Here is a 21734-nt window from a genome sequence, read left to right on the forward strand (position 1 = left end):
ATGGAACCGGCCATCAGTGCACCTCCTGCCCGAGCTGGAAGTCCGACTGCGGCGTTGCCGGCAACGCACTGCGGTCGTACAGGCGGCGGCCATCGACATAGACCTGCTCGGCCAATGCGTAGGAGCTGAAGGGATTGCCGTTCCACACCACCACGTCGGCCATCTTGCCGGGCTCCAGCGTGCCGGTCTGGCTCTCGATGCCCAGCGCCTTGGCGGCATTGGCGGTCATCCAGGTGATCGCATGTTCAGGAGTGATCGGGGCCATGCGTGCGCGGCGCGCGGCGGCCATGACCTTTGCGGCTTCCTGGTTCAGGCGCTGGATGCCTTCGGGCGAATCGGAATGGACGATGGCGCAGCTGTTCTTCGCCCGGTCCACCAGCGCGATGTTCTCGGGGATGCCATCGAAGGCTTCCATCTTGAAGCCCCACCAGTCGGCCCACAGTGCACCGCAGACGCCGTCCGCCGCCAGCCGGTCGGCCAGCTTGTAGGCCTCCACGCCGTGGTGGAACGCTGCCACCTTGAAACCGAATTCCTTGGCCAGATCGAGCATGGTGGCCATTTCGTCGGCGCGGTAGCAGTGGATGTGCACGCGGATGTCGCCCTGGATCGCGCCGGCCAGGGTGTCCAGCTTGAGATCGCGTTTGCCACCGGCATCGCCCGCGCTGTCACCTTTGTCGCTGCCGAACCAGCGCTTGCGCTTGGCTGCCTTGGGCGTGTTCTTGGTGATGTAGTCGGCGGCATCGATGAAGGCTGCGCGGTAGCCGGCGACGTTGCCCATCCGGGTTGCAGGCGTCACACCCTTGCCTTCGCCATAGACGCGTTTGGGGTTCTCGCCGCAGGCCATCTTCAGGCCCCACGGCGCGCCGGGGAACTTCATCGCCTGGTAGGTGATGGCCGGAACATTCTTCAGGGTCACGCCGCGGCCACCGACCAGGTTGGCCGAGCCGGGCAGCACCTGCATGCTGGTCACGCCGCCGGCCAGGGCGGCAGCGAAGCCGGGGTCCTGCGGCCACACCGAGTGCTCCGCCCAGACATTGGCCGTGACCGGTGCGGTCATCTCGTTGCCATCGCTGTGGGCGCCCACCCCCGGGCTGGGATATACGCCCAGGTGCGAGTGCACGTCGATCAGCCCGGGGGTGACCCACTTGCCCTGCGCGTCGATGCGGGTGACATCGGCCTCGGCCTGCAGCTGCTGGCCGACGGCAACGATGCGGCCCTCACGCAGCAGCAGGTCGGCATTGTCCAGGCGCTGGCCGGTGCCGGTCAGCACCGTTGCGTTGCGGATCAGCACCGGCGCATCGGGCTGCGCCCGATAGGTGCTGGGGTAAGGATCGGCCATGAAGCGCGAGGCGCCCAGTGCCGGCGCGGTGGCCAGCGAAACCAGCGCCAGCCCCAGCCCGGCGCGCAACAACGACGACGTCATGCAGATCCCCTCGGCTACGTAAGCAACCGCTGACGCTAGCCGGGCAGCGGTGGGGTTGCCAAGTGACCTTCTTCACAGGGTGCCACCGCGTGCCTCGACGGCGTCGCCCCACTGGCCGAAAATAGGCGGTCCCCGCCGTTCCGGACCGAGCATGAAGAGCAAGCAGGAAATCGTCGACAACTGGCTGCCGCGCTATACCGGCGTGCCCCTGGACCAGTTCGGCCCGCACGTCCTGCTGACCAACTTCGGCGGCTACCTGCACACCTTCTCCGAACTGACCGGTGCGCCCATCGTCGGCCTGGACCGGCCTATGGCCAGCGCCACCAGCGATGGCATCACGATGATCAACTTCGGCATGGGCAGCCCCAATGCCGCGATCATCATGGACCTGCTGTCGGCGGTGATGCCCAAGGCGGTATTGTTCCTGGGCAAGTGCGGGGGCCTGAAGCGCAAGAACCAGCTGGGCGACCTGGTGCTGCCGATCGCCGCGATCCGTGGTGAAGGCACTTCGGGCGACTATCTGCCACCGGAAGTACCGGCACTGCCGGCCTTCGCCCTGCAGCGCGCGGTCTCGACCATGATCCGCGATCTGGGGCACGACTACTGGACCGGTACCGTCTACACCACCAACCGGCGGGTCTGGGAACACGACGAGGCATTCAAGGAACGGCTGCGCGCGATGCGCTGCATGGCCATCGACATGGAAACGGCCACGGTGTTCGCCGCCGGCTTCGCCAACCACATCCCCAGCGGCGCCCTGCTGCTGGTTTCGGACCAGCCGATGATTCCCGACGGGGTCAAGACCGAGGCCTCCGATGCCAAGGTCAGCTCCCAGTTCGTGGAAAACCATATCCAGATCGGCATCGAGGCGCTTAAGCTTATCCGGCGCAACGGCAAGTCGGTCCGCCATCTGCGCTTCGACGAATGATGATGAGGGCCGGGCGCGGGACGTCCGGGCCCGGGAGTAGGTAATGGACGTTGCCGCGCAGCTGGTGGAATTCTGGAAGGAGGCGGGCCCTGCGAAGTGGTTCGCCCGCGACGATGCGTTCGACGCGCAGTTCCGCCGATTGTTCCTCGATGAGCATTTCGCTGCGGCCGCGCGTGCGCGCGAACACTGGCTGGGCAGCGCCGAGGGTGCGCTGGCCCTGATGCTGCTGTTGGACCAGTTCCCGCGCAACTGCTTCCGTGGCACCGCCCACTCCTACGCCACCGATGGGCTGGCCCGGCACTACGCCATGCGTGCCATCGAGGAAGGGCTGGACCTGCAGCTGGTTCCGAAGCTGCGGGCCTTCATCTACCTGCCGTTCGAGCATTCCGAGGATCCGCTGGACCAGGACCGTTCGGTGGCCATGTTCGACGTGCTGGGTGACAAGGAATACCTGCAGTACGCCGACCTGCATCGCGACATCATCCGCCGTTTTGGCCGCTTCCCGCACCGCAACGCCGTGCTGGGCCGCATTCCCACGCCGGAGGAACTGGACTACCTGGCCGAAGGCGGGTTTGCCGGCTGACCGGGCGGGGCCGGCCACGCTCGCGACAGGCAGGAAACGGAAAACGCCAGCGTGCGCCGGCGTTCTCCTGTTCCGCGCTGCAGCCGATCAGTACTTCGGCACGCCGTTGTCCACCTCTTCGGACCAGGCGTTGATGCCGCCGGTGATGTTGAAGACCTTGGTGAAGCCAAGCGCGCGGAACTGCTCGGCAGCCTGCGCACTGCGACCACCGTGGTGGCACAGGAAGGCCAGTGCGGTGTCCTTCGGCAGTGCTTCCAGCTCGGCGCGGCCGTTGCCGTCGAACACCTTGAACGGCACGCCGACGGCGGCGATGGCGCGCTCGTCAGCCGGGCGCACGTCCACCAGGATCACGTTGCCGGCGCGCACCAGGTCGTCGGCGTCGCGCACGCTGATTTCCTGCACCGGCTTGGGTGCATTCGGGTTGTCGATGGCCAGGCCCTTGCCGCGGATGTCGTCCACCCAGTCGATGGTGATGCCTTCGGCACGGCGCGCGCTGGCCAGGTCGAACTGCACGCGCAGTCCATTGGATTCGGCGGCGATCGCAGCCTCGTCATGCGGAGCGAGCTGGAAGTTGGGCTGGAAGCCTGCATCGATGCTCAGCTGCAGGGCGGCGCCCGGGGCGTCGGCCAGCGCGCCCTTGAGCATCTCCACCGCGGCCGGGGTGACGGTGATGCGCGGCGGGGTGCGGTCCGGCGCGGGCAGGCCCAGCACGCTGCTCAGTTCGCCGCTGGCGGCCATCTGCAGCACGATGTCGCTGCCACCGACCAGTTCGCCGTCGATGTACAGCTGCGGGATGGTCGGCCAGTCGCCGTAGGCCTTGATGCCTTCACGGATTTCCTGGTCGGCCAGCACGTTGACGTGAGCGAACTCGACGCCCAGGTCCTGCAGCGCGCCCACGGCCTTGGCCGAGAAGCCGCACTGCGGCATCGACGGCTGGCCCTTCATGAACAGCACGACGCGGTTGGCGTTGAGGAGGGATTCGATGCGCGAACGCAGGGCAGGATCGAGAGACATGGGAAGTCGGGGGTCCAGTAATTCGAATCTTCGATTCTACCCCTCATGGCATCATGGGGTATGAGCAGCGCAGGAACATTGCATCGCATTCCGCCCCGGCCATGGCGCTGGCTGCCCTGGCTGGTGGCGTCGCAGTTGGGGGTGATCCTGGCCTGGGTGCTGGGGGGATGGCACTGGGGTCTGCCGCTGATGGTGGCCAGCCACGCGGTGTTCATCGTGCCGGTATTCCTGCCCAACAGTCGCTTCTACACGCCGGTGCTGAGCCGCCTGGCGCAGACGGACGACGCGGTCTGGCTGACCATCGATGACGGGCCCGGTACCGACACGCTGGCCGTGCTTGATCTGCTGGATAGGCACCAGGCGCGGGCGACATTCTTCCTGGTGGGCGAGCGGGCGCTGGCCCAGCCGGCGCTGGTGGCCGAGATCCTGCGCCGCGGGCACGATCTGGGCAACCACAGCTTCAGCCATCCGCAGGCGCGCTTCTGGCGGCTGGGACCGAAGGCGATGCGGGCGGAGATCGAGGGCTGCCAGCATGCGCTGCAGGCGTTGTCGGGCTCGCCGGTGCGCTGGTACCGGTCGGTGGTGGGCATGACCAATCCGTTCGTGGGCCCGGTGCTGCGCCGCCTGGGCCTGGTGCGGGTGGGATGGAGCGCCCGCGGCTTCGATGGTGTCGGCTGTACGCCCGAGCGCGTGCTGGAGCGCCTGCTGCCGGATCTTCGCCCGGGCGCCATCGTGCTGCTGCATGAGGGGGCCGCCCATGGCCACAACCTGGTAATCATCGAACGCGTGCTGCAGGCACTGGATCAGCGTGGATTGAAGGCAACGCTGCCTTCGGTATAGCGCAGCGGCGCGCACGGAATCCGCCGGGCACGGCCCGGCGCTACCAAGGGGTGGGCAGGCATCCGGTAGCGTCGGGCCACGCCCGGCGTCATCCAGGCCGTTCGGCCACCAACAGCCAGCTGTTGAACGGTGTGCGCCCGTGCAGCGGCCGTGGTGCGGCGACGCGCAATCCCGCTTCGCTCAGTGTCGCCAGCAGGGTCTTCGGCTGGGGATAGTGCCGCGGGCGGGTACCCATCCAGCCCACCAGCCAGGCAAGGCGGTCCGCGACCCGCGTGGTGCGGTCCCGGCCATCACCGGTCGCCAGCGGCGTGCGCAGCAGCAGCCGTCCTCCGGGGGACACCCGCGCGCTTGCGGCACGCAGCAGCGTCTGCTGCGGTCCGGCATCCAGGTACTGCACTACGTCCAGCAGCAGTACATGGCCGACGTGCGACGGCAGCGCAGCCTGCACATCCAGGCATTCGAAGCGCACGGCCGGCAGGCCTTCACCGGCTTGCCGCGCCCGCTCGATCTTGGCGGCGTCCACGTCCACCCCGAGATAGGGCTGGCCGCGCCCGCGCTGGCGCAGCACATGCGCGAACAGGCCCAGTCCGCAACCCAGGTCCAGCACCGGCTGGCCATCCTCGGGCAGCTGTTGCAGCACGCCGTCGTACAACGGATCGCTGCCGAGCTTGCCGCGGGTGTAGTAATAGTCGCGGCGGCTGCCCCAGGCCTGTGCAGGTCGGAACGCCTCGGCGATCGCGCGGGCCTGCGGGGAGGTCAGCGGGGAGCAGGGCAGGGGCGTGCCATTCCGTGGCGTGCCGTCCATCGGGTCAGCCGGCGTCGCCGAGCCGGCGCAGGGCGACCGGCAAGGCGCGCTCGCTCCACAATGCATACATGCGCGCGGAGGGGTGCAGACCGTCTTCGGCGATCATCGCCGGGTCGTGACCGTGGACGCGGCTGATGTCGGTGATGTCGACGAAGTCGACGCCGAGGCCACTGCAGACCTGCTCCGCAGCCGCGTTGAACGCGTCGGTTTCGATGCCGATGCGGCCACGGTGTCGGCCGCTGCTGGCGCCGAACGGCGTCACGCCCCAATCGGGAAACGACAGCACCAGCACCCGATCGGTACGGCCGCCGGCAAAACCGATCGCGCGCTGCAGCAGGGCCTGGAACTGCGTGCGGTATTCGTCGAGCGGACGGCCGCGGTACTGGTTGTTGACCCCGATCAGCAGGCTGACGAAGTCGAACGGCCCCTGCGGGGCGGCCTCGTCGATGCCGGCATCGAGCTCGTCCGTGGTCCAGCCGGTGGTGGCGATGGTCTGCGGATCGGCCAGCGCGACGCCCTGTGCGCGCATCGCGGCGGCCAGCTGATGGGGCCAGCGGCCTTCGACCGCGACGGCCTCGCCGATGGTGTAGGAGTCGCCCAGCGCCAGATAGGACAAGCCCACGACTCAGGCCACCGAACGGCGTGGCTTGATCGGTACGACCTTGGTTGCATCCTCGGCGCGGCGGGCCAGCACGCGGTCGATGCGGGCGAACACATCGCGCATCACCGAGGCCTCCGGCAGCAGGGTTACGCGGAAGTGGTTGCGGTAGGGCACGTTGAAGCTGGAACCTGGCACCACCAGCACGCCCTCGTTGTCCATCAGGTCCAGGGCGAAGGTGTGATCGTCGAAGCCCTTGGCGGCAGCGCCGACCACCGCCGGGAAGGCATACAGCGCGCCGGCGGGGGCCACCAGCGACAGATGCTCGCTGGCCTCGCATGCTTCGATCACCGCGCGGCGGGTTTCGTACAGGCGCCCGCCCGGGGCACACAGTGCCGAAATGGTGTCGGGCCCGTTCACCGCAGCCTCGATGGCGTACTGGCCGGGCACATTGGCGCACAGGCGCAGCGCGCTGAGCAGGTCCATCGCCGCGCGGAAGTCGCCCAGGCGTGCGTCATCGCCGCTGAGGTGCGCCCAACCCACGCGCCAGCCGCAGGCGCGATGCACCTTGCTCAGCCCGCTGAAGGTCAGGCACGGATGGTCGCCCGCCAGCGGTGCGACCGGCTGGAACACCGCCTCGTCATACAGGATCTGGTCGTAGATCTCGTCGACCAGCAGCAGCAGGTTGTGCCGGCGCGCGATGTCCACCACGCGTTCAAGCAGTTCGCGCGGGTAGCTGGCGCCACTGGGATTGTTCGGATTGATCAGCACGATCGCGCGGGTGCGCGAGGACACCAGGGTCTCGATCTCGCTCGGGTCCGGCTGGAAGCCGTTCTCGGCGGCGCAACGGTAGTACACCGGCCGGCCGTCGTTGAGGATGGTGGAGGCCGACCACAACGGGTAGTCCGGGGACGGCACCAGCACTTCATCGCCGGGGTTGAGCAGCGCACGCAGCGACAGGTCGATCAGTTCGCTGACGCCGTTGCCGACGAACACACGGTCCGGGTGCGCGTCGGGAGCGCCGCGACGGGTGTAGTAGGCAGCGATCGCCTCGCGCGCCACCGGCAGGCCCTGCTGGTGGGTATAGGGATCGGTGCGACCCATGTCGTCGGCGATCGCGCGCTGCAGGTGTTCCGGGGCGCGGAAGCCGAAATTGCCGGGGTTGCCGATGTTGAGCTTGATCAGCTTGCGGCCCTGCGCCTCCAGCTCCCGGGCTCGCCGGGCCAGTTCTCCGCGGATTTCGTAGCGCACTTCGGAAAGGCGCTCGCGGGTGGCCAGGGGCTTGGGCGCGGAGGTTGACATGGTCGGTGAGCCGTCGGATGGCATGGAGGTTCCATGGTAGCGGAATTGCTGCACTGCATGGCAAGGCCCCCCAGGGCCCGCCGCTGCTGGGCTGGAGCGGCGTTGGCACGGGTAGAATGGAGGCGATGACCCAGACCCCCGATTTCACCGCCCTGCAGACCATCGGCTGGCCCTGGCCGGGCCCGGCGCAGCAGGCCGACTGGCAGGCCATGATGGCCGAGCACCCGCAGGCCCGCCCGGCCCGGGTGATCGAGCAGCACCGTACGCACTATGTCGTGGCCGACGCCCCGGACGCTGCGATCAAGGCCGAATCACTGCCGGAATGGCAGCGGCCACGCTTTCCCAGCCATGAGCGGCCGGCGGTCGGCGACTGGGTGCTGCTCGACGGCATCCGCATCGTGGCGCTGCTGCCACGTCGCACCGCGATCAAGCGCGGTGCCGCCGGCGAGCATTATCACCAGCAGGTGATCGCGGCCAACATCGATACGGTGTTCATCGTCTGCGGGCTGGATGCGGACTTCAATCCACGCCGTATCGAGCGCTACCTGCTGCTGGTGGGCGGCGGCGGTGCCGAACCGGTGGTGGTGCTGACCAAGGCCGACCAGACCGAATACAGCGAAGATGCGCTGGCGGTGCTGGAAGAACTGGAAATGCAGGGGATCGCCCTGCATGCCATCAATGGCCTGGATGCTGGCAGCGTGGCTGTGCTGCAGCCATGGTTGGGGCCGGGCCGCACCGTGGTGCTGGTGGGCTCCTCCGGCGCCGGCAAATCCACGCTGACCAACACGCTGCTTGGCGAGCAGCGGATGAAGACCAATGCGGTGCGCGCCAACGACTCACGCGGGCGTCATACCACCACCCATCGTGCGCTGATGCCGTTGCCGACCGGTGCCTGCCTGATCGACACGCCCGGCATGCGCGAGCTCAAGCCGACCGGCGAGGAGACGCTGGCCGAAGGGGGCTTCGCCGATATCGAAGCACTGGCCGAACAGTGCCGCTTCCGCGACTGCTCGCATCACCAGGAGCCCGGTTGTGCGGTACGGGCGGCCATCGACGCGGGTGAGATCGAGGAAAGCCGGCTGCTGAACTACTTCAAGTTGAAGGAAGAAGTGGCGGCTGCGGCCGCCAAGCTGGCCGTGCGCCAGGCCGAGACCGCGCAGGAACGTGGTGGCAGGAAAGGCAAGGGCCAGCAGTTCCGTCCGGCAGGAAAGCCGCGACGTCGTTGATGAGGCAGCCGGCCACGGGCGCGGCTGCATGGAGATTCATCCCGGGTTGCTGGGGTAACGCCCCCGCTGATGCCGGGGCCCGCGGTGGACAGCGCACGGCCGGGCAGGGCGCTATAGTCCACGCATGGAAACGACCGCCGTGCTGGATCGCGAGGTGGCCCACCATGCGGCGCTCGATGCGCGGCTGGTCGAGGCCGTGGGTGGCATCCGCCTGCTGGGCCTGACCAGCTGGCCGGCGACGGTGCAGGCACCGTTCCTGGACAGCGTTGCGCGCGGGCAGCCGCAGTTGCCGAAGGTGGACTACCCGAAGCTGGATTTCAGCGAGGAACGCCGCACCTTGGCAGCCATCGCCGCCGACTGCGACGCGGGGCATCCCTTGGGTCACTACGTGCAGCAGTCCGCGCACAGCTGGGACCTGGCCGCACGCCTGCTGGAGGGCCTGGGTACCGCAGCGGTGGACACCTGTTCGGTGCAGCTGTTCGGCGCCCCCGAACAGCCCTTGCCGGGCAATGGCCCGAGCACGCGCGATGCAGCGCGCCATTTCATCCAGATCGCGGCCGAGCTGGACCATGAACTGCTGGCGCCGGAAGAACAGGTGCCGGTGTCTGCGATCGCGCTGCAATTGCAGTTGCAGAACGATCTGGATGCCTTCTTCGAATCGCGGATCATCCAGGTGCAGCTGGACCCGGAACTGGTGTCCAAGGCGGCCGCCGGACCGACGCGGATCCGCCTGCGTACCAGTGCGCGCTTCAGCGCCTACGATCGTGCACAGCTGTTCCATCACGAAGCGCTGGTGCATTCGCTGACCGCGTTGAATGGCCGGGAGCAACCGGTGCTGCCCAGCCTGGCCTTGTCCTCACCGCGGGTGACGGCTACCCAGGAAGGGTTGGCCACGTTTGCCGAGCAGATCACCGGCAGCATCGACATCGAGCGCCTGAAGCGGATCAGCCTGCGTACCGAAGCCATCGCGATGGCCCGCGAGGGCGCCGACTTCATCGAGGTGTTCCGCTACTTCTGCGATGCCGGGCAGAACCCGGAAGAGAGCTTCGCATCGGCCCAGCGCGTGTTTCGCGGGGTGCCCCCCGGCGGCGGGTTGGCCTTCACCAAGGACACCGTGTACCTGCGCGGGCTGGTATCGGTGCACACCTTCTTCCGCCACATGCTGGCCGAGGATCGCCTGCAGGTCTGCCGGTGGCTGTTCGCGGGCAAGATGAGCCTGCAGGACGCCATCGCGTTCGCGCCGTTGTTCCAGGCCGGGGTGTTGAAGCCACCACGCTGGCTGCCGCACTGGGTCAGCCGGGCCAATGGCCTGGCCGGCATGCTGGCGTTTTCCCTGTTTGCCAACCGGATACGGATGGACCAGCTGGCGCCGGAGTGACATGCGTTGGCGGATCCTGCATGGGCCTGCCTGCCCGCGCCATGCAGGAACACTCGATGTGCCGCAGCGCCCGCTTCTGACTTAGAACTCTGCCGCCACCGTCATGAACACCTGCCGCGGTGCGCTGGCGTGGATCGCGTAGCGCTTGCCTTCCGGGTCGGTCGGCGCGAACGAGCTCAGCTGGCCGGCGTAGCGCTTGTTGGTCAGATTGGTCGCGTTCAACGAGACCCGCACGTTGCGCAGTCCCAGCCCAGGGCCGAAGTCATAGCCGGCACCCGCATCGAAGGTGGTCACGCCCGGCACCGACTGATCGTTGGTGTAGGTGTAATAACGCTTGCCGGTGTACTTGGCACGCAGGCTGGCGAAGAAGCCATCGCGGTTCCAGCTGATTTCGCTGGAGGCCATGCGCTGCGGCGTGTCCACCGTGATCTTGCCGGCCACCGGCACCACCGCGCCGCCGGAGATGTAGTCATCTTCGTAGGTGGTCTTGTTCCAGGACAGCGCGTTGTACCACTGCAGGCCATCGACCGGCTTGAGGATGAAGGTCAGTTCCGCGCCGTGGCTCTTCACCGAGCCGACGTTGATGAAGCGTGTCACGCACTCCGGTCGGGTGCCCACTTCGATGCTGGAGCACGGGTTCAGTGACAGCAGGCGGTTGTCGAACGTGACGTTGTAGGCGGCGATCGAGGCCTGGTACTTCTCGCCGAACGTGCGGAAACCGGCCTCCAGGCTCTTCGACTTTTCCGGTTCCAGGTCGGCGCTGGCAGCGAACGATTCCGGTGCCACCTGCAACGGGCCGCCACTGCCACCACCGACGAAGGCGGCGATGTTCTCGGCGTACGAGGCGAACAGCTCGTTGTTGGCGTTGAGCTTGAAGCCCACGCCCAGCTGCGGCAGCACCGACTCCTTGGCCGTCAGCGTGCCGGACGCCAGGCGGGTTTCCACGCCCGGGCGGGCCGTGGCACGCATGCGGGTGTTCGGGCTCTTGATGCCGACATCAACGGTCAGGCGCTGGTCGAGGAAGCGCAGGCGGTCCTGCACGTAGAACTGCTGCGTGCGGATGTCGTAGTCCTGGTTGAACAGCAGGCGGTCCGGATTCTTCAGGTACAGGTCGTCCAGGAACGGACCGCTGATGTAGTAGAAATTGCGCGACACGTTGTGGTCGTTCTGCTCGTACCACAGGCCGGCTTCCAGCTCGTGGATGCCGGCCGTCCATGACAGCGCTGCGGTCACGCCGTCGCGGTTGATCGTGTAGTTGGTGCTGCGGATGGAGATCGGCAGCATCCGGTCGGTGCCGGGGTAGGACGGCTGGCCCGGCGCCCACCAGTGACCCTGGCCGCGGTTGTCATGGTGGTAGGCCAGCAGTTTCAGGCGGCCCTGCTCGCCCAGGCGAAGGTCGGCATCGATCGAGTACAGGTTGTCATCGCGCAGCGCACGGCTCTGGTAGTACGCATCGTCGATGCTGGTCACGCCGCCGCTGTAGGCACATCGCGCCGGATCACGCGTAGCCGGCGCGCAGTAGGCGGCGGCCACCGCGCGGTTCCAGTCCGGCGCATAGATGTTCCAGTCCCAGCCCAGGCCCCGGGCCAGCATGTCCTTGGACAGGTAGGCGTAGTTGGCCTGGCTGGCACGCGAGGTCGCCACGAACGCGCCAAAGCGATGGTCGCCCACGTTCCACACGGCCTTGGCATTGAACTGGCGGGTGGTCTGGTTCTGATGCGGCGCGGCCCACATGTCCTGGTCCTGGTGAACGCCGGAGACATACGCAGAGAAGCCGTTGAGGTCGCCCGTATCCACGCGCAGGTAACCACGGCGTTGATTGTCGTCGCCGACGGTGACGCTGGCACGGCCGCCGAACTCGGTGGACGGATCGGACGAGAAGTACTGGATGGTGCCGCCGAGATTGCTGGTCGAGGCCACGCCGAGTGAACCGATGCCCTGCGACAGCTCGGCGCCGGCCAGGTTTTCGGCGATCAGCGCACGGGCGATGCTCAGGCCGTTGTAGTTGCCGTAGCTGTTGTCGCCCAGCGGAATGCCATCGAGGGTATAGCCCAGCCGGCTCTTGTCGAATCCGCGCAGGCTGATGGTCTGCGACTCCTCATTGGCGCCGAACGCATCGTTGGACTGCACCGAGACGCCCGGCAGCCGATCGAGGATCTTCTGGCCGCTGGTGCCTGGCGGGAGCACCTGCTTGTCGACGCTGGTGATGCGCTGCACCTGACGGGTCTCGCCCTGGCCGATCACCGAGACGGTATCCAGCGTCTGCGCGCTGGGCGCGGCGTCGGCGTCGGTATCGGCGGCGGAGGCGCTGGCAGCGGCGGAAAGCGCGATCGCTACGGCGATCGTCAGGTGTCGAGTCTGCATGGTGGTCCGTTGCATGGGGGATGGGCACCGGCGTGCGTGCGCGATGCCGCCCCACTATGCGAACGGAACATGAAAGCTTCTTTACGGAACACCCATGCGGGTACGCGCCGCCGCGATGGCGGCGCACCCAGGGCGGCTCATTAGCCCATGTACAGCCCACCATTGACCGGATAATCGGCGCCGGTCACATACGACGCCTCGTCCGAGGCCAGCCAGGCGCACAGGCCGGCGACTTCTTCCGGACGGCCCAGGCGCCGTACCGGCACCGATGCGGCCAGGCGGTCCAGGACATCCGGGGGGAAACTGCTGATGGCCTGGCTGGCGATGTAGCCCGGCGAGAGCGTGTTGACCGTCACTCCGCGTGACGCTACTTCGGCGGCAAGCGCCCGGCTGAAGCCATGCATGGCGGCCTTGGCGGTGGCGTAGTTCACCTGGCCGATCTGCCCCTTGTGGGCGCTGACCGAACCGATGTTGATGATGCGTCCCCAGCCCCGCGTGGCCATGCCATCGACCACCTGCTTGGTCAGGTTGAAGAGCGCGTTGAGGTTGGAGGCGATCACCGCGTTCCAGTCCTCCACCGTCATCTGCCGGAACAGCAGGTCGCGGCTGCCGCCGGAGTTGTTGACCAGCACGTCCACTTCTCCCACTTCCGCGCGCACTTTGGCGAAGGCGGCGCTGGTCGAGGCCCAGTCGGTGGCATTGCCCTCGGAGGCGATGAAGTCAAAGCCCTGCTCGCGCTGCTCGCGCAGCCAGTTGGCCTTCCGCGGCGAGTTCGGCGCACAGCCGGCAACAACGGTATGGCCGGCGCGGGCCAGGCTCTGGCAGATGGCAGTGCCGACACTGCCCATGCCGCTGGTGACGTAAGCGATGCGAAGAGTCATTGCGGAACGCTCCTTGGTAACGGGATCAGGCGGCGAGGGGATACAGGCCGAACAGCAGGCTGCCGACCATCAACAGCAGCGAGATGGCGATGGCCCACTTCAGGGTGAATTTCTGGTGGTCGGCGAACTCGACCTTGGCCAGGCCCACCAGCAGGTAGGTGGAGGGCACCAGTGGGCTGAGCAGATGCACCGGCTGGCCGGCCAGCGAGGCGCGGGCCATTTCCACCGGCGTGATGCCGTAGTTGCCAGCGGCTTCGGACAGGATCGGCAACACGCCGAAGTAGAACGCGTCGTTGGACATGAAGAAGGTGAACGGCATCGAGGCCACGGCAGTGATCACCGCCAGATAGGGGCCCCACGAATCCGGAATCACCGCCAGGAAGCTGTGCGACATCGCCTCGACCATGCCGGTGTTGTTGAGGATGCCGGTGAAGATGCCCGCCGCGAAGATCAGCGACACCACCGACAGCACGTTGCCGGCGTGGTTGACCACGCGACGGCGCTGCTCAGCCAGGTTCGGGTAGTTGATCACCAGGGCAATGGCGAAGCCGACCATGAACAGCACCGGCATCGGCAGCACGCCGACGATCAGCGCGGTCATCAGGACCAGGGTCAGCACCAGGTTCACCCACAGCAGCTTGGGTCGCTTGATGTCCTCGGCATCCTCGACCGTCGGCAGCGCATTGCTGTCGTCGGACACGCTGCTGTCCATCCAGCTGCCGCCCTTGGGCAGCGTCACCACGCCCAGCCGGCGGCGTTCCTTCAGACCCAGGTACCACGCCAGCAGCAGCACGCCCGCGCAGGCGATCACCATCGACGGGATCAGCGGCACGAACACATCAGCAGGATCAACGTGCAGTGCGGTGGCGGCGCGTGCGGTCGGGCCGCCCCACGGAGTCAGGTTCATCACGCCACCGGCGAGGATGGTCACGCAGGTCATGTTCAGCGCGTTCATGCCCAGCCGCTGATACAGCGGCAGCATTGCCGAGACCGTGATCATGTACGTGGTCGAGCCATCGCCATCGAGCGAGATCAGCATCGCCAGCACGGCGGTGCCGAGCACGATCTTCATCGGATCGCCCTTGACGAAGCGCAGGATCACCCGCACCAGCGGATCGAACAGTCCCGCGTCGATCATCACGCCGAAGTAGAGGATGGCGAACATCAGCATCACGCCCGTCGGCGCGATCTTCTTGATGCCTTCCAGCATCATTTCGTCGATGCCGGCGCCAAAGCCACCGATCAGCGCGAACAGGATCGGGATGGTGATCAGGGCCACCAGCGGTGACAGCCGCTTGCTCATGATCAAGTACATGAATGTAATGACCATGCCAAAGCCGAGGATGCTCAGCATCATCTGCGGACTCCTTGAGAAAACAGGACGTGGGAAAGGGAGGGGCGGGCGCGGAAGAGGCTCAGAAGTCGTACTGCAGGCGGCCGGTCACGGCGCGCGTGCGGTCCACCGTGATCCCGGCCAGGCGGTCACGGTTGCGGCTTTCGATGACGTTGAGCATGAATCGCAGGTTGTCGCGCAGGTACCAGTTGCCGCCGAGCGTCCAGGCTTCGGTACTGCCGCGGCGCAGGTCGGGAGCGCCGTCGAGGTGCTGCGCGCCCCACATCCGGTCGTAGCGCAGCGCGACTTCAAAGGCACCGGCCTTGTGACGGATGTCCTTCACCCTGGCGAAGCGGCCGGTCTTGCGGTCGTAGGCGCGGCTCTCGCCGGTAACGAACCAGCTGAGCATGCCGTAGCCGGCCATGACGTCGCCGCGCTGGGCGCCGTCATCGAAGGTCGCACCGCTGAACTCGCCCTGCCATGACAACGGGCCGCGGACCTGGGCGTACTCCAGTGACCACTTGTTGACGTCGGTATCGCGGCCTGCGGAGAAATCGACCAAGGTCAGGCGGCTCTCATCGGACAGATGGCCGGCGGGGCGCGGGCGGATGCGCAGTGCCGGCACACCGTTGGCGCCAGGGTTGTCGTACGCCTCACGGGCCAGCGACAGGCCCAGGTGCAGTACATCGCCGTCGCTGGGCGAGGGCGCCCAGGTCACGCGGCCGCCGGCGGCGCGCCCCTTCACCTGCCAGGCATCGATGCTCTCCAGGCTGTAGACGCTGGCGGCCCAGGTGAAGTCACCCGGATTGGCCTGCCACGAGGCACCCAGCCGGTACAGCGGCGCCAGCGTGGTACCGGCATTGCCGCGCTCCAGGAAGCTGCCGTAGTTGGAGCTGGTGCGGTCATCCAGCGAGAAGTACTGCTTGAACTGGCCGACCGTCAGCTTGCCGGCCTTGCCGAAGCTGCGTGCCAGGTAGACGTCCTTGGCTTCCACACGGTCGCCGGAGAAGTCGGCTTCCATCTTGTAGTCAACCACGAAGAACCTGCCCGAGACATCCAGCCAGGCGCGGCGGATCTCGGTGTCATCCTTGTTCGGCGTACCGCGGTTGTCATTGTCGAACGTGGCGAAGTCCAGGTGCAGGCGACCGCCCAGCGTGGCGGTGACCGGCCGCTCGTCATCAGCGGCAAAGGCCGGCGCGGCCAACGCAGCCAGGGCCATCATGGCGGCGGAACGCGGCCAGGCAAACGTGAATTCCACAAACCCTCCCAGGTGCGCGCCAGGCGCGCGGCAATCGTGGGCACCGGATGGTGCGCGGCCGCAGTCTGGGTCGCGCAAGCTGTCATCCGCCTGTCAGCGGTTTGTGCGTTGCAGCGTAAAAGCGGCCGCTGCGCTCGCCGGGCATGGCCCGGCGCTACCCCCGTGCAGGCTGCCCGGTAGCGCCGGTCCACGCCCGGCGGGCAGGCCGGGCGGCATGCGGTAGCATTCGCTTCCCCTCCCACGCTTGTCCCCATGCGCCTGCTGCTGGTTGAAGACAACCCGGATCTGGCCGATGCGATCATCCGTCGCATGCGCCGCAGTGGGCACGCGGTGGATTGGCAGGCCGATGGCCTGGCCGCCGCAAGCGTGCTGCGCTACCAGAGTTTTGATCTGGTGGTGCTGGATATCGGCCTGCCCAAGCTTGATGGGCTACGCGTGCTGGCCGGCATGCGCGAGCGCGGCGACAGCACGCCGGTGCTGATGCTGACCGCGCGCGACGGCATCGAGGACCGCGTGCAGGCGCTGGACGTGGGTGCCGATGATTATCTCGGCAAGCCCTTCGACTTCCGCGAGTTCGAGGCGCGTTGCCGCGTGCTGCTGCGGCGGGCCCGCGGCCAGGCCAGTGAGGTGGTGCAGGTGGGCGGCTTCCAGTTCGACAATGCCGCGCATCGGGTCACCCTGGATGGCGAGCCCATCGAGCTGCCCAACCGCGAGTACCGTCTGCTGGAAATCCTGGTCGGCCGGTTGGGCCACGTGGTCGGCAAGGATGAGATCGGCAACGGCCTGTTCGGCTTCGACGACGAGGCCGGGCCGAACGCGATCGAGCTCTATGTCGGCCGCCTGCGCAGGAAGCTCGCCGACGCGCCGCTGCGCATCACGACCGTGCGCGGCGTCGGCTACCTGCTCGAGGCCCGCGACGAAGGCGTGGACAGCGATGGCTGACGCGCGCCCGGCAGCGGCCGCGCCGGGTTCGCTGCGGCGGACCCTGCTGCTGTATCTGGGTGCGCTGCTGGCGGTGTTCGCAGTCGCCCTGCTGTTTGCCGCACGCGACTACGGCCAGCGTGCGGCCAATCGCTCCTACGATCACCTGCTGGCGTCCTCTGCACTGTCCATCGCGGATTCGGTGGCGCTGGCCGATGGCCAATGGCAGGTCGACCTGCCGTACGCGGCGCTCGACCTGCTGGCGATGGCGCCGGAGGACCGGGTGTTCTACCGCGTCGCGGACAGTCGCGGCACGCTGATCACTGGCTACGGCGACCTGCCGGTGCCACCCCGGCGGCCGGGGAGCCAACCGCAGTTCTTCGATGCGCGCTACAGCGGTGAGACCGTGCGCTTCGTGGTGGTGGGCCGCAGCTTCGCTGCTGCGTCCGCGCAGGGGGAGGTGCTGGTGCAGGTCGGCCAGACCCGGCGCGCGCGCGAGGCGGTGGCGCAGGACATGGTCAACCGGTCGCTGCTGGCGATCGGTGTGCTGTCCGGTCTGCTGCTGGCGCTGGTCGCCTTCGGTGTACACCGTGCATTCCGGCCACTGGTGAGGGTGGAACGCGAACTCTCGCGCCGTGAACCGTCGGACCTGAAGCCGCTGGATGCACGTGTGCCCCGTGAGATGGACCAGATGGTGGCGGCGCTGAACCGCTTCATGGAGCGGCTGTCGAGCAGCAACGAGACCCTGCGCGCGTTCATGGCGGAAGCCGCGCACCAGATGCGTACCCCGCTGGCCGCCCTGCGCGCGCAGGCGCAGCTGGCGCTGGATGATGACGACCCGCAGGACATGCGGCGCAGCCTGCAGGCCATCGAGCGCAATGCCACGCACATGAGCCGGCTGCTCAACCAGCTGCTCAGCGATGCCAGCGTGATCCACCGTTCGCATCTGCAGCGGTTCGCGCCGGTGGATCTGGCAGAAACCGTGCACCAGGCATTGCACGATGCGTTGCCGCAGGCCGGTCCCGCGCCCCGCGTGCAGCTGGCCGTCACTTCCGAGCAGGTGCATGTGCACGGTGATGCGCTGCTGCTGCGCGAGGCGATCAAGAACCTGGTGGACAATGCGTTGAAGTATGGCGGCGATGGCCCGCTGCAGATTGCACTGACGGTCGAGGGCGGCCAGGCGGTGCTGACCATTGCCGACCACGGCCCGGGCATCGCCGCGGCCGACGCCGAACGGGTGTTCGAGCGATTCGCCCGTGGCGAAGGCGTGCCATCCGGTGGCGCCGGCCTGGGGCTGGCCATCGTCAAACGCGTGATCGACAGCCATGCAGGCCATATCGACCTCAGCAACCGCCCGCAGGGGGGGCTGATCGCCACCATCCGCCTGCCCCGGAGCAACCCATGATCCGCCTGTTTGCCGCCGTCATCGCGCTGCTGCTGGCTCTGCCTGCGCAGGCTGCACCCGGCGATGTGCGCCGTTTCCCCGCACGTGAGAGCGCCACTGCCCAGCTGCGCATCCACGGCACCACCGACATCGAGGTGTTCGCCGTGGTGATCGCCGACTACCAGCGGCTGCATCCCGGCACGGAAGTGGTGTACGAGGACATCATCACCCAGGATCTGTACGCGCGTTACCTGCAGGACCGCACCAGCCCTGCGTCGCCGGATCTGCTGATCTCCAGCGGCATGGACCTGCAGACCAAGCTGGTCAATGACGGTCATGCCCTGCCACACCGCTCGGCGCAGACCGCGGCGCTGCCGGCCTGGGCACAGTGGCGGGGCGAGGCATTCGGGATCAGCTACGAGCCGGTGGTGATGGTCCACAACACGCGCACTTTGCCTGCTGCCAAGGTGCCGCATACACGCCGGCAGCTGCTGGACCTGCTGCGCGCGGAAGGCGCGCCCCTGCGCAGACGGGTGGGCACCTACGACATCGAACGCAGCAGCGTGGGTTACCTGCTGGCCACGCAGGATGCGCAGCGTGGCAGCATTGCCGGTGCGCTGCTCGGGGCGCTCGGCGACAACGAGGTGGTTCGCGAGGAGCGCACCGGGGTGCTGCTGGACAAGGTTGCCAGCGGCCAGCTGTCGCTGGTCTACAACGTGCTCGGCTCGTACGCGCAGGCGCGCATCGATGCCGGTGCGCCACTGGCCATCATCGAGCCGGAGGACTACACGCTGGTGGTGCTGCGCACGGCCGTGATCCCGCGCACCGGTCCGCATCCGGAGGAGGCGCGGCGTTTCCTCGATTACCTGCTGTCGCCGCGTGGCCAGCAGGTGCTGTCGCGCGAGGCGCGGCTGATGCCGATCGTGCGCAGCGATGCCCGGCGCGATGATGCGCCCGGTCGCAGCCGGCGCCCGATCCAGCTCGGGCCGGGACTGCTGGTCTACCTGGACGCGCTCAAGCGGCGCCAGTTCCTCGATGCCTGGCGCAGCAGCGTGGAGCCGGCGGGGCGCTGATGCCCTGGTAGCGCCGGGCCATGCCCGGCGGATGCAGTGCGCTGCCCGTACAATGGCCGCATGAGCGAATACACCATCCTGATCGCCGATGACCACCCGTTGCTGCGTTCGGCGGTGGTGCAGTCATTGCGGCAGAGCCTGCCGCTTGCCCAGGTGCGCGAGGTGGCCAGTGCCGAAGCGCTCGCCGAGGCGCTGGATGCGCATCCTGACGTGGACCTGGTGCTGCTCGACCTGACCATGCCCGGTGCCCACGGTTTCTCCGCGCTGCTGCACGTGCGTGGCTCGCATCCGGACATTCCGGTGGTGATCCTGTCGTCCAACGATCATCCACGGGTGATCCGGCGCGCGCAGCAGTTCGGCGCAGCCGGTTTCATCCCGAAGTCGGCGCCCGCCGAGACCATTGGCGAGGCGGTGACGGCGGTGCTGGAGGGTGGCCTGTGGTTCCCGGCGATGGCGGCCGAGCGTTCTGAGGCCGATGCACTGCTGGCCAGCCGCCTGGCGCAGCTGACACCGCAGCAGTTCCGGGTGCTGCTGTGCCTGGCCGATGGCCTGCTCAACAAGCAGATTGCCTACACGCTGGGGTTGGCCGAAAACACGGTGAAGGTGCATGTCACCGCGATCCTGAAGAAGCTCGAATGCCACAGCCGCACGCAGGCCGCGGTGCTGGTGAAGGCGCTTGAGCCGGAAGGTGATGCGCGGACAGGACTGAATGGCTGATGGAGGCAGGCATCCAGACGGCTATGCTTCGTCTGCTGCAGTCAGGCAAGAACCTCTTCAACGAAAATTGAAAGCTGATGATCTGTCGGTGCGCTGGCCGGCGAGGAATTTCGCTCCGAATGCGATGTCACCATGGGCCGGGGGCGGAAGGGGGGCAGATCGCAATCTGACTACGGCAGTTGATGAGAACGCGTCGAAGATCATTGCGGCGGAGAATTCCTGACGTCCCCTGGGGTAGGTGCCAGGATCGAAGCTAGGGGGGTATCCTGTCAGAAGTGGTTTTGGTGAGCGCGCTTTCAGAAGCTCGAGCAGACTCATCATCTTGGCGTCCCAATCGCTTGAAAAGCGGTGGTGTGAGTCGATCTGAAGATTGTAGTCCTCACCCCGATAGCGCTGCTGCGCCATGTTTCTGGCCCAGCCGCATCCCTTGGCGTGGACGTAATCTATGTCGATCAACTCGATGCTGGCCCCATGCCTCTGAAGGCGGTGGACCGTTGTGCCTTCTTCGCTTGTTGTATCGATCAGGTCGAATCCAGCTGATTCGAAGAACTGAATACCCTGCTCTGCTCCATGTTGCCAGCAGACAACAATGCGCAACCGGGATGGCGAGGTGGCGTTTTCTATCATGTCCTTCAGCGTGGGTACCCGCTGGGGGTCTCGATAGCTCGGTATCTGCACGAAGATTGTCTTCTTCACATTCTTCGGAGAGGGGGCTGTCTGTGGCCTGATGCAACGGGATGCTTCAGTCTGATTGATCCATCAGTTTCCGCCGATAGAGTTCGCTGCAGGATCGGTGGAGAAGATGAATCTGTTCTGGTAGCTCGAGCCAAGATGCTCAGAAGCTTCGGCGTAGCTGTAGGTGGGTGAGGACGCATCCGATGCGAACCTGCGGCCCCAGGCTTCATGCTCGGCGTTGCTTCGGGCCCGGGCGATGCCGAGGCAGATGGTCAGGCCGCATGACAGCTGCTCCAATACAGCCTCCTGACCCATTGCGCGCGTGAGTGATGACCGATAGTGCCTGGTCAGATCCTGCGCTTCGGGGATGGACGCAGCGTCCTTGTCCATGCGATCCATCGCATCTGACATGCTTCTGCTGGAGTGCAGGAGGTCTTCAGCAGCCTGGCCTGAGATGCCATGCTCGAACATGAGCATGGATTCTGAACGCAGATGCCCGGGTGATGATGCTGCGTGCTGGATGGTCGCCGCCGGAATGTCTGTTGTCGGCCGCTTGGTTGGCGGTTCTGTGCTGGCAGCATTTGATCCGTCTTGATTGAGCTCCGGTCCCGCCGCCGCATTTCGATGACTGGCGTTGGGGTCTGAGGTTCTGTCGTCGGTGCACCCTGCACAGGAAAAGCAAAGCAGCATTGCAGTGGCCAGATGAGCGAACGGCATGATTGAGCGGGATATGTCAGGGAAGCGCACGGTGGATCCTCGGTCGTGGGTCGCGGCAGTCAATCCAGAGGGCAATCGAAGGGACCGTTGCAGTCCGGCGGACGAGTTGTCTGAAACACAGTCTTCACTCTTCCGCCGCAGCAGTCGGTGACTCTCCAGTTTCCGGCCGTGCCGACAGTGACGACACAGCTGTTTGTGCAGCGATACCTGACGCCGTTGAAGATCGTTTCGCTTTCTGCACGCGCTTCGCTGTCTGTCATTGCCAGGCCTGCTGCCAGAACGACGCTGCCAGGATGACGTTTGTCCATCCATTG

Annotated in this window: 20 protein-coding genes; 9 read left to right on the forward strand and 11 right to left on the reverse strand. The window is 66.9% G+C overall.

The window, feature by feature from the left end:
* Nucleotides 1-13: 13 nt before the first annotated feature.
* Nucleotides 14-1423, reverse strand: a complete 1410-nt coding sequence (locus tag N7367_RS10705; protein ID WP_279942365.1) for an amidohydrolase — start codon at nucleotides 1421-1423, stop codon at nucleotides 14-16.
* Between the two features lie 151 nt (nucleotides 1424-1574).
* On the opposite strand from N7367_RS10705, the gene N7367_RS10710 reads away from it, so the two are divergent.
* Together N7367_RS10710 and N7367_RS10715 are read left to right on the forward strand one after the other, a co-directional pair.
* Nucleotides 1575-2351, forward strand: a complete 777-nt coding sequence (locus tag N7367_RS10710; protein WP_053517431.1) for an AMP nucleosidase — start codon at nucleotides 1575-1577, stop codon at nucleotides 2349-2351.
* Between the two features lie 43 nt (nucleotides 2352-2394).
* Nucleotides 2395-2934 carry a DUF924 family protein gene (locus N7367_RS10715; RefSeq protein ID WP_279942366.1) on the forward strand — a complete coding sequence of 180 codons (540 nt, stop codon included), beginning with the start codon at nucleotides 2395-2397 and terminating at the stop codon, nucleotides 2932-2934.
* A gap of 87 nt (nucleotides 2935-3021) precedes the next feature.
* Here the strand turns inward: N7367_RS10715 and grxD are convergent, their stop codons facing one another.
* Nucleotides 3022-3948, reverse strand: a complete 927-nt coding sequence (gene grxD / locus N7367_RS10720; RefSeq protein WP_128989886.1) for a Grx4 family monothiol glutaredoxin — start codon at nucleotides 3946-3948, stop codon at nucleotides 3022-3024.
* A gap of 60 nt (nucleotides 3949-4008) precedes the next feature.
* Here grxD and N7367_RS10725 point away from each other — a divergent pair, with 60 nt between their 5' ends.
* Entirely contained in the window at nucleotides 4009-4788 is a 780-nt protein-coding gene (locus N7367_RS10725; RefSeq protein ID WP_279942367.1) for a polysaccharide deacetylase family protein, read from the forward strand.
* A gap of 88 nt (nucleotides 4789-4876) precedes the next feature.
* On the opposite strand, the gene N7367_RS10730 is transcribed toward N7367_RS10725, so the two are convergent.
* Genes N7367_RS10730 through N7367_RS10740 form a run of 3 tightly spaced genes read right to left on the reverse strand, consistent with a single transcriptional unit; the run spans nucleotide 4877 to nucleotide 7493 of the window.
* Entirely contained in the window at nucleotides 4877-5593 is a 717-nt protein-coding gene (locus N7367_RS10730) for a class I SAM-dependent methyltransferase (protein ID WP_279942368.1), read from the reverse strand.
* 4 nt (nucleotides 5594-5597) lie between these two features.
* Nucleotides 5598-6215 carry an SGNH/GDSL hydrolase family protein gene (locus tag N7367_RS10735; protein WP_065175127.1) on the reverse strand — a complete coding sequence of 206 codons (618 nt, stop codon included), beginning with the start codon at nucleotides 6213-6215 and terminating at the stop codon, nucleotides 5598-5600.
* Between the two features lie 3 nt (nucleotides 6216-6218).
* Nucleotides 6219-7493, reverse strand: a complete 1275-nt coding sequence (locus N7367_RS10740; protein WP_065175207.1) for a pyridoxal phosphate-dependent aminotransferase — start codon at nucleotides 7491-7493, stop codon at nucleotides 6219-6221.
* A 116-nt stretch (nucleotides 7494-7609) separates the two neighbouring features.
* Between N7367_RS10740 and rsgA the strand changes: the two genes are divergently transcribed.
* Both rsgA and N7367_RS10750 read left to right on the forward strand, forming a co-directional pair.
* A complete protein-coding gene (gene rsgA, locus N7367_RS10745) occupies nucleotides 7610-8719 on the forward strand; it encodes a ribosome small subunit-dependent GTPase A (RefSeq protein ID WP_065175126.1) in 1110 nt (369 codons plus the stop codon).
* Between the two features lie 124 nt (nucleotides 8720-8843).
* Complete coding sequence (locus tag N7367_RS10750) at nucleotides 8844-10097, forward strand: flavohemoglobin expression-modulating QEGLA motif protein (RefSeq protein WP_065175125.1); 1254 nt, start codon at nucleotides 8844-8846, stop codon at nucleotides 10095-10097.
* Nucleotides 10098-10178: 81 nt separating this feature from the next.
* Here the strand turns inward: N7367_RS10750 and N7367_RS10755 are convergent, their stop codons facing one another.
* From N7367_RS10755 to N7367_RS10770, 4 genes are all read right to left on the reverse strand, one after another.
* Nucleotides 10179-12461 carry a TonB-dependent receptor gene (locus N7367_RS10755; RefSeq protein ID WP_279942369.1) on the reverse strand — a complete coding sequence of 761 codons (2283 nt, stop codon included), beginning with the start codon at nucleotides 12459-12461 and terminating at the stop codon, nucleotides 10179-10181.
* A 140-nt stretch (nucleotides 12462-12601) separates the two neighbouring features.
* The gene (phbB, locus tag N7367_RS10760) at nucleotides 12602-13342 is read right to left on the reverse strand and encodes an acetoacetyl-CoA reductase (protein WP_053517420.1); all 741 of its coding nucleotides are present in this window, start codon (nucleotides 13340-13342) and stop codon (nucleotides 12602-12604) included.
* A gap of 25 nt (nucleotides 13343-13367) precedes the next feature.
* Nucleotides 13368-14696 carry a CitMHS family transporter gene (locus N7367_RS10765; RefSeq protein WP_053517450.1) on the reverse strand — a complete coding sequence of 443 codons (1329 nt, stop codon included), beginning with the start codon at nucleotides 14694-14696 and terminating at the stop codon, nucleotides 13368-13370.
* Between the two features lie 61 nt (nucleotides 14697-14757).
* Nucleotides 14758-15897: a porin gene (locus N7367_RS10770; RefSeq protein WP_065175123.1), complete on the reverse strand. Its 1140-nt coding sequence runs from the start codon at nucleotides 15895-15897 to the stop codon at nucleotides 14758-14760.
* 288 nt (nucleotides 15898-16185) lie between these two features.
* Here N7367_RS10770 and N7367_RS10775 point away from each other — a divergent pair, with 288 nt between their 5' ends.
* From N7367_RS10775 to N7367_RS10790, 4 genes are read left to right on the forward strand one after another with little or no spacing between them, the layout of a single operon-like run.
* Nucleotides 16186-16875: a response regulator transcription factor gene (locus N7367_RS10775; RefSeq protein WP_053517418.1), complete on the forward strand. Its 690-nt coding sequence runs from the start codon at nucleotides 16186-16188 to the stop codon at nucleotides 16873-16875.
* Nucleotides 16868-18259, forward strand: coding sequence for a sensor histidine kinase (locus tag N7367_RS10780; protein WP_065181726.1), 1392 nt, complete (start codon nucleotides 16868-16870; stop codon nucleotides 18257-18259). The genes N7367_RS10775 and N7367_RS10780 overlap by 8 nt, the downstream gene beginning before the upstream one ends.
* Complete coding sequence (locus N7367_RS10785) at nucleotides 18256-19311, forward strand: ABC transporter substrate-binding protein (RefSeq protein WP_279942370.1); 1056 nt, start codon at nucleotides 18256-18258, stop codon at nucleotides 19309-19311. Before N7367_RS10780 ends, N7367_RS10785 begins: the two co-directional genes overlap by 4 nt.
* A 60-nt stretch (nucleotides 19312-19371) precedes the next feature.
* On the forward strand, nucleotides 19372-20028 hold the full coding sequence (locus N7367_RS10790) for a response regulator transcription factor (protein WP_074899758.1): 657 nt from the start codon (nucleotides 19372-19374) through the stop codon (nucleotides 20026-20028).
* Nucleotides 20029-20085: 57 nt separating this feature from the next.
* Here N7367_RS10790 and N7367_RS10795 read toward each other — a convergent pair whose 3' ends face one another.
* Nucleotides 20086-20724 (reverse strand): GlcNAc-transferase family protein, encoded by a 639-nt coding sequence (locus N7367_RS10795; RefSeq protein ID WP_279942371.1) that lies wholly within the window; start codon nucleotides 20722-20724, stop codon nucleotides 20086-20088.
* Between the two features lie 63 nt (nucleotides 20725-20787).
* A complete protein-coding gene (locus N7367_RS10800; RefSeq protein WP_279942372.1) occupies nucleotides 20788-21450 on the reverse strand; it encodes a hypothetical protein in 663 nt (220 codons plus the stop codon).
* Nucleotides 21451-21734: the final 284 nt, after the last annotated feature.

Source organism: Stenotrophomonas sp. GD04145, assembly GCF_029835135.1.
In the GTDB taxonomy this organism is placed as follows: domain Bacteria; phylum Pseudomonadota; class Gammaproteobacteria; order Xanthomonadales; family Xanthomonadaceae; genus Stenotrophomonas; species Stenotrophomonas maltophilia_P.